The 17,412-nt window shown below is 72.1% G+C and carries 19 protein-coding genes; 10 read left to right on the forward strand and 9 right to left on the reverse strand.

Annotated elements, in window-relative coordinates; all coding sequences use genetic code 11:
- Positions 1–50: 50 nt before the first annotated feature.
- Positions 51–1,535, reverse strand: a complete 1,485-nt coding sequence (gene mptB / locus R2D22_RS13620) for a polyprenol phosphomannose-dependent alpha 1,6 mannosyltransferase MptB (protein WP_318103417.1) — start codon at positions 1,533–1,535, stop codon at positions 51–53.
- A gap of 11 nt (positions 1,536–1,546) precedes the next feature.
- The gene (locus R2D22_RS13625; protein ID WP_318103418.1) at positions 1,547–1,897 is read right to left on the reverse strand and encodes a hypothetical protein; all 351 of its coding nucleotides are present in this window, start codon (positions 1,895–1,897) and stop codon (positions 1,547–1,549) included.
- A 191-nt stretch (positions 1,898–2,088) separates the two neighbouring features.
- On the opposite strand from R2D22_RS13625, the gene R2D22_RS13630 reads away from it, so the two are divergent.
- The 6 genes from R2D22_RS13630 to R2D22_RS13655 all read left to right on the forward strand — a co-directional run bounded on the left by R2D22_RS13630 (position 2,089) and on the right by R2D22_RS13655 (position 8,400).
- Positions 2,089–3,300, forward strand: coding sequence for a pyridoxal phosphate-dependent aminotransferase (locus R2D22_RS13630; RefSeq protein WP_318103419.1), 1,212 nt, complete (start codon positions 2,089–2,091; stop codon positions 3,298–3,300).
- Positions 3,301–3,386: 86 nt separating this feature from the next.
- A complete protein-coding gene (locus R2D22_RS13635; protein ID WP_318103420.1) occupies positions 3,387–3,779 on the forward strand; it encodes an SCO4983 family protein in 393 nt (130 codons plus the stop codon).
- 129 nt (positions 3,780–3,908) lie between these two features.
- Positions 3,909–5,009: a hypothetical protein gene (locus R2D22_RS13640; protein WP_318103421.1), complete on the forward strand. Its 1,101-nt coding sequence runs from the start codon at positions 3,909–3,911 to the stop codon at positions 5,007–5,009.
- Between the two features lie 10 nt (positions 5,010–5,019).
- On the forward strand, positions 5,020–6,219 hold the full coding sequence (locus tag R2D22_RS13645; RefSeq protein ID WP_318103422.1) for a toxic anion resistance protein: 1,200 nt from the start codon (positions 5,020–5,022) through the stop codon (positions 6,217–6,219).
- On the forward strand, positions 6,216–7,802 hold the full coding sequence (locus tag R2D22_RS13650) for a substrate-binding and vWA domain-containing protein (RefSeq protein ID WP_318103423.1): 1,587 nt from the start codon (positions 6,216–6,218) through the stop codon (positions 7,800–7,802). Before R2D22_RS13645 ends, R2D22_RS13650 begins: the two co-directional genes overlap by 4 nt.
- Positions 7,789–8,400 carry a hypothetical protein gene (locus tag R2D22_RS13655; RefSeq protein WP_318103424.1) on the forward strand — a complete coding sequence of 204 codons (612 nt, stop codon included), beginning with the start codon at positions 7,789–7,791 and terminating at the stop codon, positions 8,398–8,400. The genes R2D22_RS13650 and R2D22_RS13655 overlap by 14 nt, the downstream gene beginning before the upstream one ends.
- 142 nt (positions 8,401–8,542) lie before the next feature.
- Here the strand turns inward: R2D22_RS13655 and R2D22_RS13660 are convergent, their stop codons facing one another.
- Positions 8,543–10,366, reverse strand: a complete 1,824-nt coding sequence (locus R2D22_RS13660) for a phosphoenolpyruvate carboxykinase (GTP) (RefSeq protein WP_318103425.1) — start codon at positions 10,364–10,366, stop codon at positions 8,543–8,545.
- A 197-nt stretch (positions 10,367–10,563) separates the two neighbouring features.
- Between R2D22_RS13660 and trhA the strand changes: the two genes are divergently transcribed.
- Entirely contained in the window at positions 10,564–11,250 is a 687-nt protein-coding gene (gene trhA / locus R2D22_RS13665; RefSeq protein ID WP_318103426.1) for a PAQR family membrane homeostasis protein TrhA, read from the forward strand.
- Positions 11,251–11,258: 8 nt separating this feature from the next.
- Positions 11,259–11,885 (forward strand): acyl-CoA-like ligand-binding transcription factor, encoded by a 627-nt coding sequence (locus tag R2D22_RS13670; RefSeq protein ID WP_411977018.1) that lies wholly within the window; start codon positions 11,259–11,261, stop codon positions 11,883–11,885.
- Here R2D22_RS13670 and R2D22_RS13675 read toward each other — a convergent pair.
- The 3 genes from R2D22_RS13675 to R2D22_RS13685 are packed head-to-tail and all read right to left on the reverse strand — an operon-like array spanning position 11,851 to position 14,058.
- Positions 11,851–12,873, reverse strand: a complete 1,023-nt coding sequence (locus R2D22_RS13675; RefSeq protein WP_318103428.1) for a glycoside hydrolase family 26 protein — start codon at positions 12,871–12,873, stop codon at positions 11,851–11,853. The two genes, R2D22_RS13670 and R2D22_RS13675, sit on opposite strands and share 35 nt — an antisense overlap.
- A 1-nt stretch (position 12,874) precedes the next feature.
- Positions 12,875–13,525 carry a vitamin K epoxide reductase family protein gene (locus tag R2D22_RS13680; protein ID WP_318103429.1) on the reverse strand — a complete coding sequence of 217 codons (651 nt, stop codon included), beginning with the start codon at positions 13,523–13,525 and terminating at the stop codon, positions 12,875–12,877.
- A gap of 32 nt (positions 13,526–13,557) precedes the next feature.
- Complete coding sequence (locus R2D22_RS13685) at positions 13,558–14,058, reverse strand: DUF5949 family protein (RefSeq protein ID WP_318103430.1); 501 nt, start codon at positions 14,056–14,058, stop codon at positions 13,558–13,560.
- A 156-nt stretch (positions 14,059–14,214) separates the two neighbouring features.
- Between R2D22_RS13685 and R2D22_RS13690 the strand changes: the two genes are divergently transcribed.
- Both R2D22_RS13690 and R2D22_RS13695 read left to right on the forward strand, forming a co-directional pair.
- A complete protein-coding gene (locus R2D22_RS13690) occupies positions 14,215–14,652 on the forward strand; it encodes a tyrosinase family oxidase copper chaperone (RefSeq protein WP_318103431.1) in 438 nt (145 codons plus the stop codon).
- Positions 14,636–15,502 carry a tyrosinase family protein gene (locus R2D22_RS13695; protein WP_318103432.1) on the forward strand — a complete coding sequence of 289 codons (867 nt, stop codon included), beginning with the start codon at positions 14,636–14,638 and terminating at the stop codon, positions 15,500–15,502. The genes R2D22_RS13690 and R2D22_RS13695 overlap by 17 nt, the downstream gene beginning before the upstream one ends.
- 72 nt (positions 15,503–15,574) lie before the next feature.
- Here R2D22_RS13695 and R2D22_RS13700 read toward each other — a convergent pair whose 3' ends face one another.
- The 3 genes from R2D22_RS13700 to R2D22_RS13710 all read right to left on the reverse strand — a co-directional run bounded on the left by R2D22_RS13700 (position 15,575) and on the right by R2D22_RS13710 (position 17,299).
- Complete coding sequence (locus R2D22_RS13700; protein WP_318103434.1) at positions 15,575–15,850, reverse strand: chaplin; 276 nt, start codon at positions 15,848–15,850, stop codon at positions 15,575–15,577.
- A 370-nt stretch (positions 15,851–16,220) separates the two neighbouring features.
- Positions 16,221–16,733, reverse strand: coding sequence for a hypothetical protein (locus tag R2D22_RS13705; protein ID WP_318103435.1), 513 nt, complete (start codon positions 16,731–16,733; stop codon positions 16,221–16,223).
- A 296-nt stretch (positions 16,734–17,029) separates the two neighbouring features.
- On the reverse strand, positions 17,030–17,299 hold the full coding sequence (locus R2D22_RS13710) for a hypothetical protein (RefSeq protein ID WP_318103436.1): 270 nt from the start codon (positions 17,297–17,299) through the stop codon (positions 17,030–17,032).
- Between the last annotated feature and the right edge of the window lie 113 nt (positions 17,300–17,412).

The raw sequence follows: 17,412 nt of genomic DNA on the forward strand, positions 1-17,412 counted from the left end.
TGTGGCGCATGGGAGGGGCTTCACGGTGGAGTCCCCGCACGCGCCGTAAATCATGCAGTCCCGGACATCGCCCCCGGAACGGCCCCCGCGGCACCGGACTCACTGCCCGCACCGCCACCACTGCTCGCGCCGCCACCACCGCCCGCCCCGCCCCACGGCACCCGCCGCATCCACCACGATCCCAGCACCACCACGACCCCGGCGAGCACGAACCCGTACGCCGGCGTGTGCCCCGACGGCTGCGTCTCGTACACGAGCGCCGCCGACAGCACCACCAGCACCTGCCCCACCCGCGTCCGCCACGCCCCCGCCGCGGCCACCACGACCGTCCCCCACAGCAGGTACCAGGGCTGCACCATCGGCGAGAGCGCGACCAGCACCACGAGTGACAGCCCCAGCCCCAGCACCGGCTCGATCCGCCCCTTCCAGGCGCGCCACGCGAGAACCGCGATGATCACCACCGCCGCCAGCAGCCCCAGCTTCTGCACGACCCCCTTCACCGGCTCCGCCTCACCCGTCACCAGCAGCCCGAGCCCCAGCCCCACGTCGCTCGTGACCGACAGCGCCGTGTGGATGGCCGCGGCCACCCCCTGCGTCCGCACCCACCCGAAGCCCGTGCCCGCCACCACCGTCGCCCCGGCCGCGACGGCCGTCGCGACGAGCCCCGGCCCGACGACCCACGGCGCGCCCCTGCGCCGCGCGACGACGACCCCCATGAACAGCAGCGCCACCGCCGCCGGCGACTTGATCATCATCGCGAGCCCGACGAGCACACTCCCGAGCACCCACCGCCCCCGCACAGCGAGCAGCACGCCCCCCAGCATCAGCCCGACCATCAACCCGTCGTTGTGCAGACCCCCCACCACATGGATCAGGACCAACGGATTGAGCACACCCAGCCACAACGCACCGGATCCGCCCCCCAGCCCCCGCACGGCCCACACGATCAACAGAACCGCGCCCAGCGCGATCAGCCGCATCCCGAGCACGGCAGGCACGATCTCCCCGCCGGTCAGCTTCACGACGGCCTGCGCGAGCACGAGGAACACCGGCCCATAGGGCGCGGGTGTGTCCGTCCAGTGGCCGCCGACGCTGTCGGCCGCGTCCGCACCGAGATCGTCGGGCCCCAGCACGGACGGCCCGGCCCCGTACACGTCGTGCCCCTCCAGCACCATCGCCCCCTGCGCGATGTAGCTGTAGACGTCCGCGCTGTACAGCGGCGGCGCGAGCACCAGCGGCGCGACCCAGAACGCGAGCGTGACGCCCACCCGGTCCCGTACGACGTCCTCGACGCCCCGCGCGAGCAGCACCCCGTACCGCCACCACGCCGCGACGAGCAGCGTCAGCCCCAGGTACGCGAGGATCGCCGCGGCCACGGTGAGCCCCGACCCCCGGGCCACCCAGAGCCCCCACGGCTCACGGACCGGCAGCGTCCCCGCGGCCAGCCCGCCCACGGCGACGCCGAGCGACCCGGCCGCACCCAGCCACCGGCAGCCGGAAACGCTCGAAGCCCACGCCCACGCCCGCACCCACATGACGGGTCAACCTACCTGGGCCGCCGGGTCGCTCCATGGCCCTTGCCGGGCTTCGTGGGCTCCTCCTGCGGCTTGGTGGACTCGGAGCCCTTCACGGGCGCGGACGCGGAACTCGACGCGGTGGTCTTCGGCGCCGAGTCAGAGGGAGACGCGGACGGCCGTGCCGCGTCGGGCGAACCGCTCGGAGAGGACGCCGACGACGGCGCCGAGGGCTCGCCGGACCCCTCACCGTCGCCACGTCCGATCAGCTCCGGCGCCTCCCGGCGCTGCTCGGACTCCGGACGCGAGGGCCCACCGGAGGAGCCGCCGCCGAACAGCGCGGCAAGTCCGCCGACCACCACGCCGAGGACCGCCACGGCCACGCCGCCGACCGGGACCCAGCGCGGTATCCGGCTCCGCCTTCGATGCCTGGACGCACACATGTGTGCAGATCGTAATGGTGCCGCGGCGGGCCCGTGCATGCCCCACCCTGCGCGCCCGCTCCGCCGCCCGGTCCGCCCGACGTGTCCCAAAACACGAAGCGTCCCGCCCGCCCCCGCCGTAAGCTCTCGGCATGCAGGTGATCCAGTCCACGAAGCTCGCCAACGTCTGTTACGAAATCCGGGGCCCGGTGCTCGAGGAGGCGATGCGGCTGGAGGCTGCCGGTCATCGCATCCTCAAGCTCAACACCGGCAACCCGGCTGCCTTCGGTTTCGAGTGCCCGCCGGCGATCCTCGAGGACGTGCTGCGCAATCTGGCCGACGCGCACGGCTACGGCGACGCGAAGGGCCTGCTGTCCGCGCGCCGCGCGATCATGAGCCACTACGAGACCAAGGGCATCCCGCTCTCCGTCGAGGACATCTACCTCGGCAACGGCGTCTCCGAGCTGATCCAGATGGCGATGCAGGCGCTGCTCGACGACGGCGACGAGGTCCTCGTCCCCGCGCCGGACTACCCGCTGTGGACGGCCTCCGTCTCACTGGCCGGCGGTACCGCCGTGCACTACCGCTGCGACGAGCAGGCCGACTGGATGCCGGACCTCGCGGACATCGAGCGGAAGATCACCGACCGCACCAAGGCGATCGTGATCATCAACCCGAACAACCCGACCGGCGCGGTCTACGACGACGAGATGCTGCGCGGCCTGACGGAGATCGCCCGCCGCCACAACCTGATCGTCTGCTCGGACGAGATCTACGACAAGATCCTCTACGACGGCACGACGCACACCCCGACCGCCGCGATCGCCCCGGACCTCCTGGTCCTGACGTTCAACGGGATGAGCAAGAACTACCGGGTGGCCGGTTTTCGCTCCGGCTGGCTCGCGGTCTGCGGCCCGAAGGCGCACGCCTCCTCGTACATCGAGGGACTGACGATCCTCGCCAACATGCGTCTGTGCGCGAACATGCCGGCGCAGCACGCGGTGGCGGCGGCACTGCAGGGCAGGCAGTCGATCGAGGACCTGGTCCAGCCGGGCGGGCGACTGCTCGAGCAGCGGGACGTGGCGTACGAGCTGCTGACCCAGATCCCGGGCGTGACCTGTGTGAAGCCGAAGGGCGCGCTGTACCTCTTCCCGCGCCTCGACCCGAGCGTCTACAAGATCAAGGACGACCGGCTGATGGTCCTGGACCTGCTGCGGGCGGAGAAGATCATGGTGGTGCACGGCACGGGCTTCAACTGGCACGAGCCGGATCACTTCCGGATCGTCACGCTGCCGAACGCGACGGACCTGGCGGACGCGGTGACGCGGATCGGGCGCTTCCTGGACGGCTACAGCCAGCCATAGCCCGAGCACACTCCGGACCGCACTCAACTTTAGACCAAATCCAATGTAGGATGCTTCCAGAGCTACCGCCTCAGGAGGCCATCCCCATGTACGAACCGATCCGCACCAAGTCGGTCCACCGGATGGCCGACGACGACCAGGACGGGTTCCCGCACCGCTCCCGCGAGGACGAGCTGGACATCCAGCTCGCCGGACACCTCGCCGCGCTGCTCGCCGTCACCGACGAGCTGGGCGACGAGGCGGCCGGTGAGCTCATCGCACAGCAGGTCGCCAGGCTGCGCGGCGCACCGCCCGCGCGGCACGCCGGACTCTCCGGCGCGGACGGCCCGGCCCTGCACCGCCGCGCACACGCCCTCGCGGGCCGCGCGCTGCTGGTGGCGGCCTCCCGGGCCGACACCGCCGCCGCGATCCTCGCGGCCGAGCGGATGGACGCGCACAGCGCGGCCCTCGCCGACGAGAACCTGGTCGGCGCCCCCTAGACGGCCCCGGTCCGCGAGCCGGGGAGGTCCGCGGACCGGGTTGCCACCCTCTTCCCCCCTGAACCCCGAACTCCGGTTCGGTACCGCGATCGTCACTTCACCGCCCGTACACCCAACTCCCCCTGGAATGTGGGTTTCCGCGAGCACATTGCTCCCGTGAGACGCATCGTGGGAATCGTCCTGGCGGTGCTGCTGATCGGCGGAGTGGCAGCAGCCGTCGTCGCAGGCCGCGACAGTGGGACAGGCACGGCAACGAAGACCGTGCGTGGAGTGATCGGGTCGGAGAAGGCGGAGTTCTTCGCCGATCCGGATGTGGTGAAGGCCCTCGCCGCCCAGGGCTTCACCGTGAGGACGGAGACCTCAGGCTCCTGGGACATGGAGCAACTCCCCCTCAAGGGGTACGACTTCGCGTTCCCGTCGTCCAAGGCGCCGGCCGACGAGATTCGGGCCAAGGCGAAGGTCACCGGCGCGCCGCAGCGCCCGTTCTACTCGCCGCTCGTCGTCGTCGCGCACCGCGGCGCCGCCGAGGTCCTGGCGGCCAACGGGCTCGCGCAGCTGAACAGTCCGGCCGGCGGCACATTGAAGATGGACGCGTACCTGGCCGCCGCCCGCGCCGACCGGACCTGGCAGCAGCTCAAGGGTGCCGAGAAGCACCATGAGTTGAGCGGGACGCTGTTCATCACCTCGACCGACCCGGTCGCCTCGAACTCCGGCGCGCTCTACCTCGCCGCGGCCAGCTACGTCGCCGAGGGCGGCAAGGTCGCCGGCGACAAGGCGGCCGTGGACCGCACCGCGCCGCTGCTGCGCAAGCTCACGCAGGTGCAGGGCGCCCAGCAGGCCGGCTCGGACGCGCCGTTCCGCGACTTCATCAGCGGCGTCGGCAACCCGCTGGTCCTGGTGTACGAGTCCCAGGTCGCCTCCCAGCTGCTCGCGAAGCAGGACCTCGGGGACCTGGTGCTGCTCTACCCGGACACCACGGTCAACAGCGACCACACCGTCGTCGCGCTCAGCGAGAACGGCCGGGCGCTCGGCGAACTGCTCGCCACCGACCCGGAGTTGCGCAAGCTCGCGGTCCGGCACGGCTTCCGCCCGCAGGGCGCCGCCGCCGAGTTCACCGCCGCCACCGCAGCCCACAAGGGCCGCATCAACCAGACGCTCACCGGAGTCCGCCAGGCGCCCGTGCCCACCAGCGAGGTGCTGCACGAGATGGCGCGGCGGGCCCGTTCCTAGGGGGAACCGCATGACCACCAGCCCGCAGGGCCCGCTCCTGACCCCGCCCGACGAGCCGCCGCTCGTCCTGACCCCGCCCGAGCCGGTCGCCCCGGTCCGCACCGAGCAGGCGTCCGGTCTCGTCCCGCTGGACGAGACCGTCCGTACCGAGATGACCCGGCGCGCCACCGAGTACGTCGGCTCGCTCGCCGGGATCGATCCCCGCTCGCCCGAGTTCGCCGGCCGGATCGGGGAGATCACCGCACTCGGCGCGGGCGACATCCGCAGCGCCGCGCAGCAGACGAACCGGATGCTGGACCGCACTGTCCGCTCGCTGTCCGAGGGCGGCGGCGACGCGCAGACCCGGGTCGGCTCCTCGCTGGTCGAGCTGCGCCGCACGATCGAGGACCTCGATCCGCGCGACACGCCCGCGAAGGGCGCCCGCAAGCTGCTGTCCCGGCTGCCCGGCGGCAACAAGGTCCGCGACCACATCGCCAAGTACGCCTCCTCGCAGGCCACGCTCAACCGGATCGTCGGCGGACTGCGCGGCGGTCAGGACGAACTGCGCCGCGACAACGCGGCATTGCAGACCGAGCGGGCGCGGCTGTGGGAGACCATGGGCAAGCTCCAGGAGTACGCGGTGCTCACCGACGCCCTGGACGCCGCCGTCGAGGCGCACATCGCCGCCACCCCGGACCCGTCGGCTGCCGACGCGCTCCGCGCGGACGTGCTGTTCCCGGTCCGGCAGAAGCACCAGGACCTGCTGACCCAGCTGGCCGTGTGCGCCCAGGGCTACCTGGCGATGGACGTGGTCCGGCGGAACAACGACGAGCTGATCAAGGGCGTGGACCGGGCGGCGACGACCACGGTGTCGGCGCTGCGGATCGCCGTCATGCTGTCGTCCGCGCTGGAGAACCAGCGCCGGGTGACCGAGCAGGTGAACGTGCTGCGGTCGACGACGGAGGAACTGATCCGCGGCAACGCGGAGATGATGGCGACCCAGTCCGGCGAGATCCAGCGGATCGCGGCGGACCCGGCCGTCGGGGCGGAGACGCTGCGCACCGCGTTCCAGCAGATCTACCGCACGCTCGACGCGATCGACACGTACAAGGTCCAGGCGACCGAGGCGATGGCGACCACGGTCGAGTCGCTGACCACCGAACTCCGGTCGGCAAGTGCCTACCTGGAGCGCACCCGGCGCACGAGCGCGCTGGAAGGCGGTCTCGGATGAGGGCGCCGAGAACGGGCACCGCGGCCCGCATCGTCGCCGGGCTCGCCGTGGGCGCCCTGCTCGCCGGGACGGCGGCCTGCGGCGTGGCCGACGACAAGGGCGGCGGGACGGACGACCACACGTACAGGCCCGGCACCCTCCGCGTCCTCGCGTCCTCCGAGCTTGCGGACATGAAGCCGGTGCTCGACGCGGCCGCGAAGGCCACCGGGGTGACCGTGCGGCCGACGTACGCGGGAACCCTCGACGCCGTCGAGCAGGTGGCGTCCGGGAAGGCGGACGGCCGCTACGACGCCGTGTGGCTGTCCTCCAACGACTACCTGCGGCTGCGCCCGGAGACCGCCGCGCGGATCACCGGTGAGACGCCGATCATGACCTCGCCCGTCGCGCTGGGCCTGCGGTCCGAGGCGGTCGCCCGGCTCGGCTGGGACCCGGCGAGAGTCACCTGGGCGCAGGTCCACCGGGCCGTCGCCGACGGAAAGCTGAGCTACGGGATGACCGACCCGGTCCGCTCCAACTCCGGCTTCTCCGCGCTGGTCTCGATCGCGTCCGGGCTCTCCGGCGCCCAGTCCGCGCTCACCGACGCCGACGTCGCCCGGGCCACGCCCCGCCTGAAGGAGTTCTTCGCGGGGCAGAAGCTGACCTCCGGCTCCTCCGGCTGGCTGGCCACCGCGTACGCCCGCCGGTCCGACGTGGACGCGCTGGTCAACTACGAGTCGGTGCTGCTCTCGATGCGGCCGCGGCTGACGGTGGTCCGCCCCAGCGACGGCGTCGTCACCGCCGACTACCCGTTCACCACCCTCGCCTCCGCCCGCCCCGAGGCGAAGGACGCGGCCCGCCGGCTGACCACCCATCTGCGCGGCGCGGACGCCCAGCGGACGATCACCGAGAAGACGCTGCGCCGCCCGGTCGTCCCCGGGGTGCGTCCGGCGGCGGCGATCGCCACCGAGCCGCGCCGTGAACTGCCGTTCCCCGGCAGCCGGTCGGTCGCGGACGGGCTGCTCGACGCGTACGACAACCGGCTGCGCCGCCCGTCCCGCACGGTGTACGTGCTCGACACCTCCGGCTCCATGGCGGGCGACCGCCTGGAGCGGCTGAAGACGTCGCTGAGCGAGCTGACGAAGGACTTCCGGGACCGCGAAGAGGTCACGCTGCTGCCGTTCGGCTCGTCGGTGAAGCGGGACCAGGTCCGTACCCACACCGTCGACCCGAAGGCGCCGGACCGGGCGCTCGCCGCGATCCGCGGCGACGCGGGCCGGCTGTCCGCCTCCGGCGAGACCGCGGTCTACAGCAGCCTGCGGGAGGCGTACGAGCGGCTGGGTGCCGGCGACACCGGCTCGGTGTTCACCTCGATCGTGCTGATGACGGACGGCGAGAACACCTCCGGCGACAAGGCCGGCGACTTCGAGGACTACTACCGGGCCCTGCCGGAGGACCGCCGTCGCACGCCCGTCTTCCCGATCCTGTTCGGCGACTCCGACCGGGCCGAGCTCGACCGGATCGCCACCCTCACCGGCGGCCGGCTGTTCGACGCGACGACCGGCTCCCTGGACGGCGCCTTCGAGGAGATCCGTGGCTATCAGTGACCGCGTCCTGCGGTATCTCGAGTCCCGCAAGAACCTCACCGGCTCCGCCGCGGGCCTGGCCGGCCTGGCGCTGACCTTCACCGGCCTGGCGGGCGCGTACTGGCCGGTGGTGGTGGCCGGCCTGTACGGCGCGGGCGCGCTGATCGCCCCGCCGGAGCGGCCGCCGGCGCCTGACTTCCCGGACCCGGCCGAGGAACTGGACGAGCTCCGGGAGAACTTCGCGACCCTGCGGACGTACCTGGCGGAGGTCGACCTGCCGCCGGCGGCGGCCGGCCGGCTGACGGAGCTGGACGGGGTCCTGGAGGCGCTGCTCGACCCGAGCTCGGTCGCGGACGTGCTGGCGAAGGACCCGGAGGCCGTGCACGCGCTGTCCCGGGCGGTGCGCCAGGACGTCCCGGAGGCCGTGGACGCGTTCGTACGGACCCGGTGGTGGTCCCGGGTCGCACCGGGCTCGGAACCCCCGGAGCGGCACCTCGAACGGCAGCTGACCGCGCTGCACCGGGAGATGACCGCGATCGCGGGCGCCCTGCGGGACGCCGAGGAGCGCCGCCAGGAGGCCCACACGATCGTGACGGAGGAGCGTCAGGACCGCCTCTGATCCTGGCCCCGCACGCGGACGTGCCGCGGCCCCCGGAAGCACGGTGAGGATGGCTTCCGGGGGCCGATGCGTCGTGACGGGCCGTCGTGACCCCACAGGTCAGGGCGGTGTTCGGGGCAACCCGGCACGAGTCATGGGGGGACTAGCCCAGGCGCTCCACGAGGGCGTTGTACTGGTCCCACAGCTCCTTCGGCGTGTGGTCGCCGAAGGTGTTGAGGTGCTCGGGGACCAGGGCGGCCTCCTCGCGCCAGACGTCGCGGTCGACCTTGAGCAGGAACTCCAGGTCCTCCGCCGGAAGGTCCAGGCCGTCGGTGTCGAGGGCCTCCGCGCTCGGCAGGATGCCGATCGGGGTCTCGACGCCCTCGGCCTTGCCCTCCAGGCGCTCCACGATCCACTTCAGGACGCGGCTGTTCTCGCCGAAGCCCGGCCAGACGAACTTGCCGGCGTCGTTCTTGCGGAACCAGTTCACGTAGTAGATCTTCGGCAGCTTCGTGGCGTCCGCGGACGCGCCGACCTTGATCCAGTGGGCCATGTAGTCGCCCATGTTGTAGCCGCAGAACGGCAGCATGGCGAACGGGTCGCGGCGCAGCTCGCCGACCTTGCCCTCGGCGGCGGCGGTCTTCTCGGAGGCGACGTTCGCGCCGAGGAAGACGCCGTGGTTCCAGTCGAAGGACTCGGTCACCAGCGGAACGGCGGAGGCGCGGCGGCCACCGAAGAGGATCGCCGAGATCGGGACGCCCTTGGTGTCCTCCCACTCGGGGGCGATCGTCGGGCACTGCGCGGCCGGGACGGTGAAGCGGGCGTTCGGGTGGGCCGCCGGGGTCTCGGACTCCGGGGTCCAGTCGTTGCCCTTCCAGTCCGTGAGGTGCTTGGGCGCCTCCTCGGTCATGCCCTCCCACCACACGTCGCCGTCGTCGGTGAGCGCGACGTTCGTGAAGACGGAGTTGCCCCACAGGGTCTTCATGGCGTTGGCGTTGGTGTGCTCGCCGGTGCCGGGCGCGACGCCGAAGAAGCCGGCCTCGGGGTTGATCGCGTACAGCCGGCCGTCCTCGCCGAACCGCATCCAGGCGATGTCGTCACCGATGGTCTCGACGGTCCAGCCGGGGATCGTCGGCTCGAGCATGGCCAGGTTGGTCTTGCCGCAGGCGGACGGGAAGGCCGCGGCGACGTACTTGGCCTCGCCCTGCGGCGGGGTCAGCTTGAGGATCAGCATGTGCTCGGCGAGCCAGCCCTCGTCGCGCGCCATGACGGAGGCGATGCGCAGGGCGTAGCACTTCTTGCCGAGCAGGGCGTTGCCGCCGTAGCCGGAGCCGTACGACCAGATCTCGCGGGTCTCCGGGAAGTGGGAGATGTACTTCGTGGAGTTGCACGGCCACGGCACGTCCGCCTCGCCCTCGGCGAGCGGGGCGCCCAGGGTGTGCACGGCCTTGACGAAGAACCCGTCGGTGCCGAGCTCGTCGAGGACGGCCTGGCCCATGCGGGTCATGGTGCGCATGGAGACGGCGACGTACGCGGAGTCGGTGATCTCGACGCCGATGGCGGAGAGCGGGGAGCCGACCGGGCCCATGCAGAAGGGCACGACGTACATGGTGCGGCCCTTCATGGAGCCGCGGAAGATGCCCTTCTCACCTGCGAAGATGTCCTTCATCTCCGCCGGGGCCTTCCAGTGGTTGGTCGGGCCCGCGTCCTCCTCCTTCTCGGAGCAGATGAAGGTCCGGTCCTCGACGCGCGCGACGTCGGTGGGGTCGGAGGCGGCGTAGTAGGAGTTCGGGCGCAGGGTCGCGTCGAGCTTCTTGAAGGTCCCCTTGGCGACGAGCTCCTCACACAGGCGCTCGTACTCGGCCTCGGACCCGTCACACCAGACGATGTCGTCCGGCTGGGTGATCGCCGCGATCTCGTTCACCCAGGAGACCAGTTCCTGGTGCTGGGTGGGGACGGTGGTGGGAGCCGCGTTGTCGCGCGCCACGATTGCTCCTTGGTGAGGGGTTTTTAGATGTCTGCCCCGTGGGGGCTGCGACCCGGATGCGTCGTAGCTGCTCATCCGGTGCCGACCACACTCATTTGATCGTATCCGACGCGCGTGCCCATATGTCCAGAGGGGTGCACACGTGAGCATCACCACTCCGGCCCGGAGCATAAGGACGCGTGGGTAGCATTCGGCGCATGACTGCAGCCGTGCCGGAGGAGACCCAGATGGAGCAGGCCCTACCGGTGCCGCTGAAGCCACGGCTGCGGGGCTGGCTGCACGCCGGGATGTTCCCCGCCGTGATCGTCGCCGGACTCGCCCTGGTCGCGCTCTCCGACTCGCCGCGGGCCCGGATCGCCTGCGGGATCTACGTCCTCACCGCCTGCCTGCTCTTCGGCATCAGCGCGCTCTACCACCGGGGCAACTGGGGCCCGCGCGGCGAAGCCGTGCTCCGCCGTCTCGACCACGCCAATATCTTTCTGATCATCGCGGGCACCTATACCCCGCTGACGCTGCTCCTGCTCCCCGATTCCACCGGCCGGCCCCTCCTGTGGGCGGTCTGGGCGGCGGCCGTGGCCGGCATCGCGTTCCGGGTCTTCTGGGTCGGCGCCCCTCGCTGGCTGTACACGCCCTGCTACCTGGCGATGGGCTGGGCCGCGGTCTTCTTCCTGCCCGACTTCATGCGGGCCGGCGGCATCGCCGTGCTCGTCCTGGTGATCGTCGGCGGCGTGCTCTACAGCGCCGGCGGCGTCATCTACGGCATGAAGCGGCCCAACCCCTCCCCGCGCTGGTTCGGCTTCCACGAGGTCTTCCACTCCTTCACCCTGGCCGCCTTCGTCGTCCACTACGTCGGCATCTCGCTGGTGGCCTACCAGCACGCCTGACCCGCACAATGACGGCCATGGCCGCCGACCCCTCGTCCCCGCTCAGCCTGCGCGAACGCAAGAAGCTCAAGACCCGCGCCGCGATCCGCCGCGCCGCGCTCGCGCTCGTCGCCGAGCAGCCGTGGGAGGCGACGACCACCGAGCAGATCGCCGCCGCCGCGGACGTCTCGCCGAGCACCGTCGCCCGCTACTTCCCGGTGAAGGAGGACATCCTCCTCAGCGACGAGGGCGACGAGCTCCTGGAGGCCCGGCTGCGCGCCCGCCCGGCCGGCGAGGACCCGCTGGAGTCGCTGCGCGCGGTGGTGACCGACGCGGTGCGCGCGACCCTGGCGGCGGAGCCCGAGGCCGTCCTGCTGCGGGCCCGGCTCATGGTCGAGATCCCCGCCGTACGGGCCCGGCTCACCGAGACCACCGCCGAGACCGCCCAGCGGCTGGCCGGCGCGATCGCCGACCGGACCGGCCGGGACGCCGACGACCTGGAGGTACGGGTCTTCTGCGCGGCCGTCCTCGGCGCGCTGCGCGAGGCGACCGTCTACTGGGCCGAGCACGGGCGCGACCCCCGCGATCTCGTCCCGCTGCTCGGCCGCGCCGTCGACACCCTCAAGGCCGGGCCGGCGCTCCGAGCACACCCCTGACGACCCGGCCCGACAGCGGGTTGTCCGGGCACTGCCACACCCCGTGCGGGCAGTAGTCCGTGAGGGTCTGGTACACCGGCCGGTGCCGGGCGAACCAGTCGAGCATCCCCCACACGTACGCCGGGTCGTCCCCGTTCCGGAACAGCCCCCACTCCGGGTACGACACCGGCTTGCCGTGCGCCGCTGCGAACCGCACATGGTGCGCGAGCCCGTACTCCTCCGCGACCTGCCCGGCGAAGCCGAGGCCCTCCGGCTGGTCGTAGGCGTCCATGCCGATGATGTCGACGTACGCGTCCCCCGGATAGCACTCCGGCCACGGGATCGCGTCCCGCCCCCGGCTGGCCGTGAAGTCGAACCGGAACCGCTCGCCCGGCGTCGCGCGCAGCACGCCGACGAGCCGCCGCCAGTACGCCCGCCAGGCCGCCGGGTCCGGCGCGCAGCGGTGGCTGTACGTGGTGCCGTTCATCTCCCAGCCGAGGACCAGGACCGCGTCGCCGAGGCCGTGCGCGACCAGCCGCTCCCCCAGCGTCCGGAAGTGCCCGTCGAACGCGCCGGCCGCGCCGCGCCGCAGCTGGGCCCGGACCTCTCCGTCGGCGAGCCCCGCCTCGTTGCGCTCCAGCATCGGCACGTTCAGCACGAACATCCGCCCCGGCCGCTCCGCCTTCCAGCGCGCCCACGGCCCGAACAGGGCCGGGTGGCCCTCGATGTTGGACCACAGGTCGCCGGGCAGGTACGTGTGCCCGACGGTCAGCGGGGCCCCTCCCCCGAGCCACCGCTGCGCCTCGCCGATCCGCGCCACACCGGCCGCGTCCGAGCCGGTGAAGAACCCGGACGGCGTGGTCAGCGGCGGCAGCGAGGCGGCCCACCGCCCGCTGTCCCGGTCGTCGGGGGCGATCCCGCGGTGCTGGACGAGAGCACACCACAAGGCCGCGAGCAGCACGACCAGTGCCACTCGCGGCCGGGCGGACGACGCCCCGGGGCGCGTCACGTCAGCTCGTCCAGAAGTCCCACCATCGGGTCAGGATCAGCATGCCGATGACGCCCAGGTGCAGCACCGGCAGGGCGAAGGTGAACTCCTCGCAGAAGCCGCGCACTCCGGCGGGCGCCGGCAGCACGCCCGTGCGGACGTTGAGCGAGGTGACGTACCAGAACATGACGGCCGTCGCGGTCCAGGCCAGGCAGCACCACAGGCACAGCGCGTTGATCTCGTACAGCGACTGGTACATCAGCCAGGTGCAGAACCCGACGCCGAACAACGTGCCGGCGTTCAGCCCGAGCCAGAACCAGGGCCGGTAGCGGGCCCCGGCGAGCAGCCCGGCGCCGATGGCGACCACCATCCCGTACGTGACGAGCCCCAGCATCGGGTTCGGGAAGCCGAACACCGCCGCTTGCTCGCTCTTCATGACGCTGCCGCAGGAGACGACCGGGTTGAGGCTGCAGCCCGGCGTGAAGTTCGGGTCCTCCAGGAGGAGGAACTTGTCGAGCGTGATCACCCAGCCCGCGAGCACCCCCGCCGCACCGGTGACCACCAGCATCCAGCCGAACGCCCGGCTCGCGCCGATCCGCGCGTCCGGCTCCTCGGCCTTCTCCCGCCGGTGCCGCTGACCCGGCACCCCGTCCCGTACACCCACCGTCGCCATGGCGTCGCCCCTCACGTGTCGGCCCTCGCGGGTCAGCCCTGGATCCGCCGCACCGGCATCAGCAGGTGCGCCGCGTTCCGCACGACCCGCTCGTCGGCGACGAAGGTCTTGAGCTTCGCCTCGGTCACCGTCTCGCCGGGCCGCGCGTCCGGCCACGGCGTCGTCGCGCAGATGAGCACGACCTGGCCGTTCTGGTGTGCGGCGGCCTCCCACTCCGCCGGCACCGGGCACTGCACCTTCATGAACGGCAGGCTGAGCACCGCCCGCTGCGCCTCGACGAGCAGGTGGACCCCGAGGGCGGCCTGTGCGCCGTCGGCGATCTCGCCGCCGACCTGCAGCCCCATGCTCTCCAGGGCCTGCCGCATCGCGATCTCGCCGGCCTCGGGGCCGTCCCGGCCGTCGCCGAGCGAATACACCATCAGAAATGCGGTGATGTTGTTCTGCGGGGTCGGACCGATGGTCCAGGGAATGACGGTGAGCGTTCCCAGCGGATTGGCGCTGCGCGCCTGGGAAATCGCGTTCGGTGAGGTCATGAAGCCGGATGCTAGTGGCCCTCGGGGGAATGTCCCGAGCCCGTGTCACCCGTCCGGCAGACATTCACCCGACCCCGCGTTTCGCCCGTGACCGAAGGCTTTCTCATTCGTTCTACCCAGATGGCAATTCGCCCTTTCGGCCAGGAGAGATCACTCATGAGCGTCCCGCGCCGCTACGCCCTGCGGACTCTGTTCGCGGTGGCCGTCACCGCCTTCACGGGCGGCGCCCTCGCCCGTATCGCCACCGCGGAGAAGGACGGACCCGTCACGGCACCGCGCGCCCCGGGGCCCCGCGCCGACGAGTTGCCGCGCGCCGCCGGCACGCGCTTCGACGAGGTGTACCGGGGCCGCCGCATCCAGGGCGAGCCGGCCGCCGCGGGCACCGTCCGAGTCCGCGTCGACGGCCGCCCGCTGCACGTCATGCGCTGCGCCGACGGCGGCTACCTGACCCCCCTGGACCACTACCGGTCCTGTCCGACCCCGCTGGCCGCGACCCGCGCGGCCGTCGACGAACTGGGGTCCGCGCCGCTGACCCCGCTCGCCGCCGCCCACGGCGGCCATCCGGGAGGGAGCCCGCGTGGCGTACGTGCGTAAGAACCAGCGCGACCTGACGGCGGCCGAACGGCGCCGGTTCGTCGCCGCGGTCCTCGAACTCAAGCGCCGCGGGACGTACGACGACTTCGTCCGCAGGCACATCGACTTCTACCGGGCGGACGGCGAGGGCGGTCTCCGGCTCGCCCACGGCACGCCGACCTTCCTGCCCTGGCACCGCCGCTTCCTGCTCGACTTCGAGCGGGCGCTGCGCCGGATCGACCCTTCGGTGACCGTCCCGTACTGGGACTGGACCCGGGACAACAGCACGACCTCGTCGCTGTGGGGCGCCGACTTCATGGGCGGCAACGGGCGGCGCGCGGACCTCCAGGTGACGACCGGCCCGTTCGCGTACTCCGGCGGCCGGTGGCCGATCGCGGTGGCCATGACGGAGATCCGGTTCCTGACCCGGGACCTCGGCCGGCCTCGCGAGCCGCTGGCGCTGCCGACGCCCGCGGATCTGGAGCGCGCGATGCGGGACCCGGTGTACGACGTCTCCCCGTGGAACTCGACGAGCGGCTCCGGCTTCCGCAATCTGCTGGAGGGCTGGGCGCCGGGGGTGGGCAACGCCCGCTGGCGCAACCACAACCGGGTGCACCGCTGGGTCGGCGGGATGATGCTGGGCGGTGCGTCGGTGAACGACCCGGTCTTCTGGCTGCACCACGCGTTCGTCGACTTGCTGTGGTCGCGCTGGATGCGACGGCATCCGCGGTCCGGCTACCGGCCGGCCGAGCCGCTGCCGCCCGGCGACCTCCAGCACGGGCGGGTGGCGGCGCTGCACGAGCCGATGGACCCGTGGCGGGTCACCCCGGCGGACATGCTCGACGTCTCGCACATCTACCGGTACGCCTAGAGCGGCCCGGAGACAGAGAGCGGCCCCCCGGTCGAAGGACCGGGGGGCCGCTCTCGGCATCGAGGCCGGCGATCAGCTGCCGTAGCCGCCGTCGCCGTTGTCGCCACCGTCGATGTTGGCGCACTGGTTGCCGAACGCCGGGTTGATCAGACCGATGACGTTGACGGTGTTGCCGCACAGGTTGATCGGGATGTGGACCGGGACCTGAACGACGTTGCCGGAGCCGACACCGGGCGAGTGGGCGGCAATGGCCTCGGCGCCCGAGTCGGCGACGGCCATGCCGGCTCCGCTGAGGGCAACGGCACCCGTGCCGGCGAGAACAGCTGCAGCCTTCGCGATGCGAGACATCAAGAACTCCTTGGACATTTGAACGCGACCGCGAGAACCACGGCCGTCACAGCCGTTCAACGCCGTGACGCGGAAGGGGTAACGGGGTATTACGTCAGCCGGCCCAGATCATTCGCCCGACGCTCCCCCCGTGCGATTTCTTCGTGCGAATTCCGTACGAGCACACCGGGCCCACGGGGCCGCCTTTCCGCATCACGGGAATGGCCCGCGGGCCGGCGCCCGCCCGTCGTCGGATACGACGGGACGAACACCGGACCCGCGGGCCGCGGCCATGCGACAAGCCTCCTGTCGCAACGAGCGGAAGCCCTTGGGGTGGCGGGGAAGAATCGTGTCTTCACGACCCCTCCATCCGTCATACAAGAACGATCCGTCAGAGCCCCGGGGGCTGGATGCCGAGCGTGGGGTCGAGCGCCCCGGTGACCGAGGGCGTGAGGACGCCGGCCTCGGGCACGGAGAGGCCGGGCAGCCCGGGCAGTCCGAACGGGCCCGAGCCGGCGGGGGTGCTGACCGGGGTGCCGACGACGGCGCCCGGGGTGGCGGTCTGCACGTCCGAACCCGGCGTCGTCAGCTGCGCGTCGCCGGACTCGCTGCCGTCCAGGAGCTCGGGCAGCGGGGCGTCGACGAGGGTCTGCGGCACGGAGCTCGCGATCGGGACGCGCGGCAGGCCGGCGTCCGGCAGACCGCCGCCGGCGCCCTCGTGCAGACCGGCGGGCGCACCCGGTACGGGCAGCGGCACACCGCTGTGGACGGTCGGCGCGTCCAGCGCCGGCACCGCGGTCTCCAGGCCCTGCAGCGGCAGGGTCACGGGAGCCTCGGTGGCCACGGCGGAGGAGGCGGTCGACGCCATGGCGGCGGAGGCCAGGCAGGACATGAGGATTCCCATGCCGGCTCGATTTCGCAGGTTCATCACTGCGCACGCCCTTCGGGAGCTTGTGGTGGGGGTGGGTGCTGTGTGGTCAAGAACGAGGCCCTTGACCGCGTCGTCGCGAAGTTCGCCCGGTTGCAGCAACGCGACGACCCTTGCCGGTGAGCGCGGCACGCCCGATTGACGGGCTCGGTGGAACGGCCGTCCGAATACGCGCGCAGGGTCTGCTCGGACGGAACACGCCCGTCCTGAGCAGACCCTGACCGCGCATGCGACGACCGGTGCGCCCTGGGTGAACCACCGGCGGACTGCGCCTACTTGGGGAGTGGGAGACCGCCGAGCAGCGGGGCCGACTGCGTGGTCTCGTTGACCGTGTCCGCGGTGTCGGTGACGGTCTTGAGCGCGGAGCCGTCGGTGGTGCTGCTCAGCGCGTCCGTCTTGAGCGGCTGGCTGCTGGTGAGCGCGCCGAGCGCGTTGTTCAGACCGGCGGGCGCCGCGGCCGGCCCGGCGGCCATGGCAGGTGCGGCGGCACCGAGGGCCATCACGGATCCGGCGACGACCGCGGCAACCTTGGTGGGCTTCATGAAAGAGGTCCTTCCCTCTGCGAGCAAGTCACATGGCGTACAGGCCTCTTGGCCGATTCCTGCACGTCGTTCCGCTTTCTGTAACGAGCCCTGCTCGCACCGGAAACTCCGAG

This window comes from Streptomyces sp. HUAS YS2, from assembly GCF_033343995.1.
Taxonomy (GTDB): Bacteria; Actinomycetota; Actinomycetes; order Streptomycetales; family Streptomycetaceae; genus Streptomyces; species Streptomyces solicathayae.

Coding starts and splice junctions, on each gene's coding strand:
- mptB (WP_318103417.1), bottom strand. CDS start 1,535: ATGTGGGTGCGGGCGTGGGCGTGGGCTTCGAGCGTTTCCGGCTGCCGG.
- R2D22_RS13630 (WP_318103419.1), top strand. CDS start 2,089: ATGCAGGTGATCCAGTCCACGAAGCTCGCCAACGTCTGTTACGAAATC.
- R2D22_RS13635 (WP_318103420.1), top strand. CDS start 3,387: ATGTACGAACCGATCCGCACCAAGTCGGTCCACCGGATGGCCGACGAC.
- R2D22_RS13645 (WP_318103422.1), top strand. CDS start 5,020: ATGACCACCAGCCCGCAGGGCCCGCTCCTGACCCCGCCCGACGAGCCG.
- R2D22_RS13650 (WP_318103423.1), top strand. CDS start 6,216: ATGAGGGCGCCGAGAACGGGCACCGCGGCCCGCATCGTCGCCGGGCTC.
- trhA (WP_318103426.1), top strand. CDS start 10,564: ATGACTGCAGCCGTGCCGGAGGAGACCCAGATGGAGCAGGCCCTACCG.
- R2D22_RS13670 (WP_411977018.1), top strand. CDS start 11,259: ATGACGGCCATGGCCGCCGACCCCTCGTCCCCGCTCAGCCTGCGCGAA.
- R2D22_RS13680 (WP_318103429.1), bottom strand. CDS start 13,525: ATGGCGACGGTGGGTGTACGGGACGGGGTGCCGGGTCAGCGGCACCGG.
- R2D22_RS13685 (WP_318103430.1), bottom strand. CDS start 14,058: ATGACCTCACCGAACGCGATTTCCCAGGCGCGCAGCGCCAATCCGCTG.
- R2D22_RS13690 (WP_318103431.1), top strand. CDS start 14,215: ATGAGCGTCCCGCGCCGCTACGCCCTGCGGACTCTGTTCGCGGTGGCC.
- R2D22_RS13700 (WP_318103434.1), bottom strand. CDS start 15,850: ATGTCTCGCATCGCGAAGGCTGCAGCTGTTCTCGCCGGCACGGGTGCC.
- R2D22_RS13705 (WP_318103435.1), bottom strand. CDS start 16,733: ATGGGAATCCTCATGTCCTGCCTGGCCTCCGCCGCCATGGCGTCGACC.
- R2D22_RS13710 (WP_318103436.1), bottom strand. CDS start 17,299: ATGAAGCCCACCAAGGTTGCCGCGGTCGTCGCCGGATCCGTGATGGCC.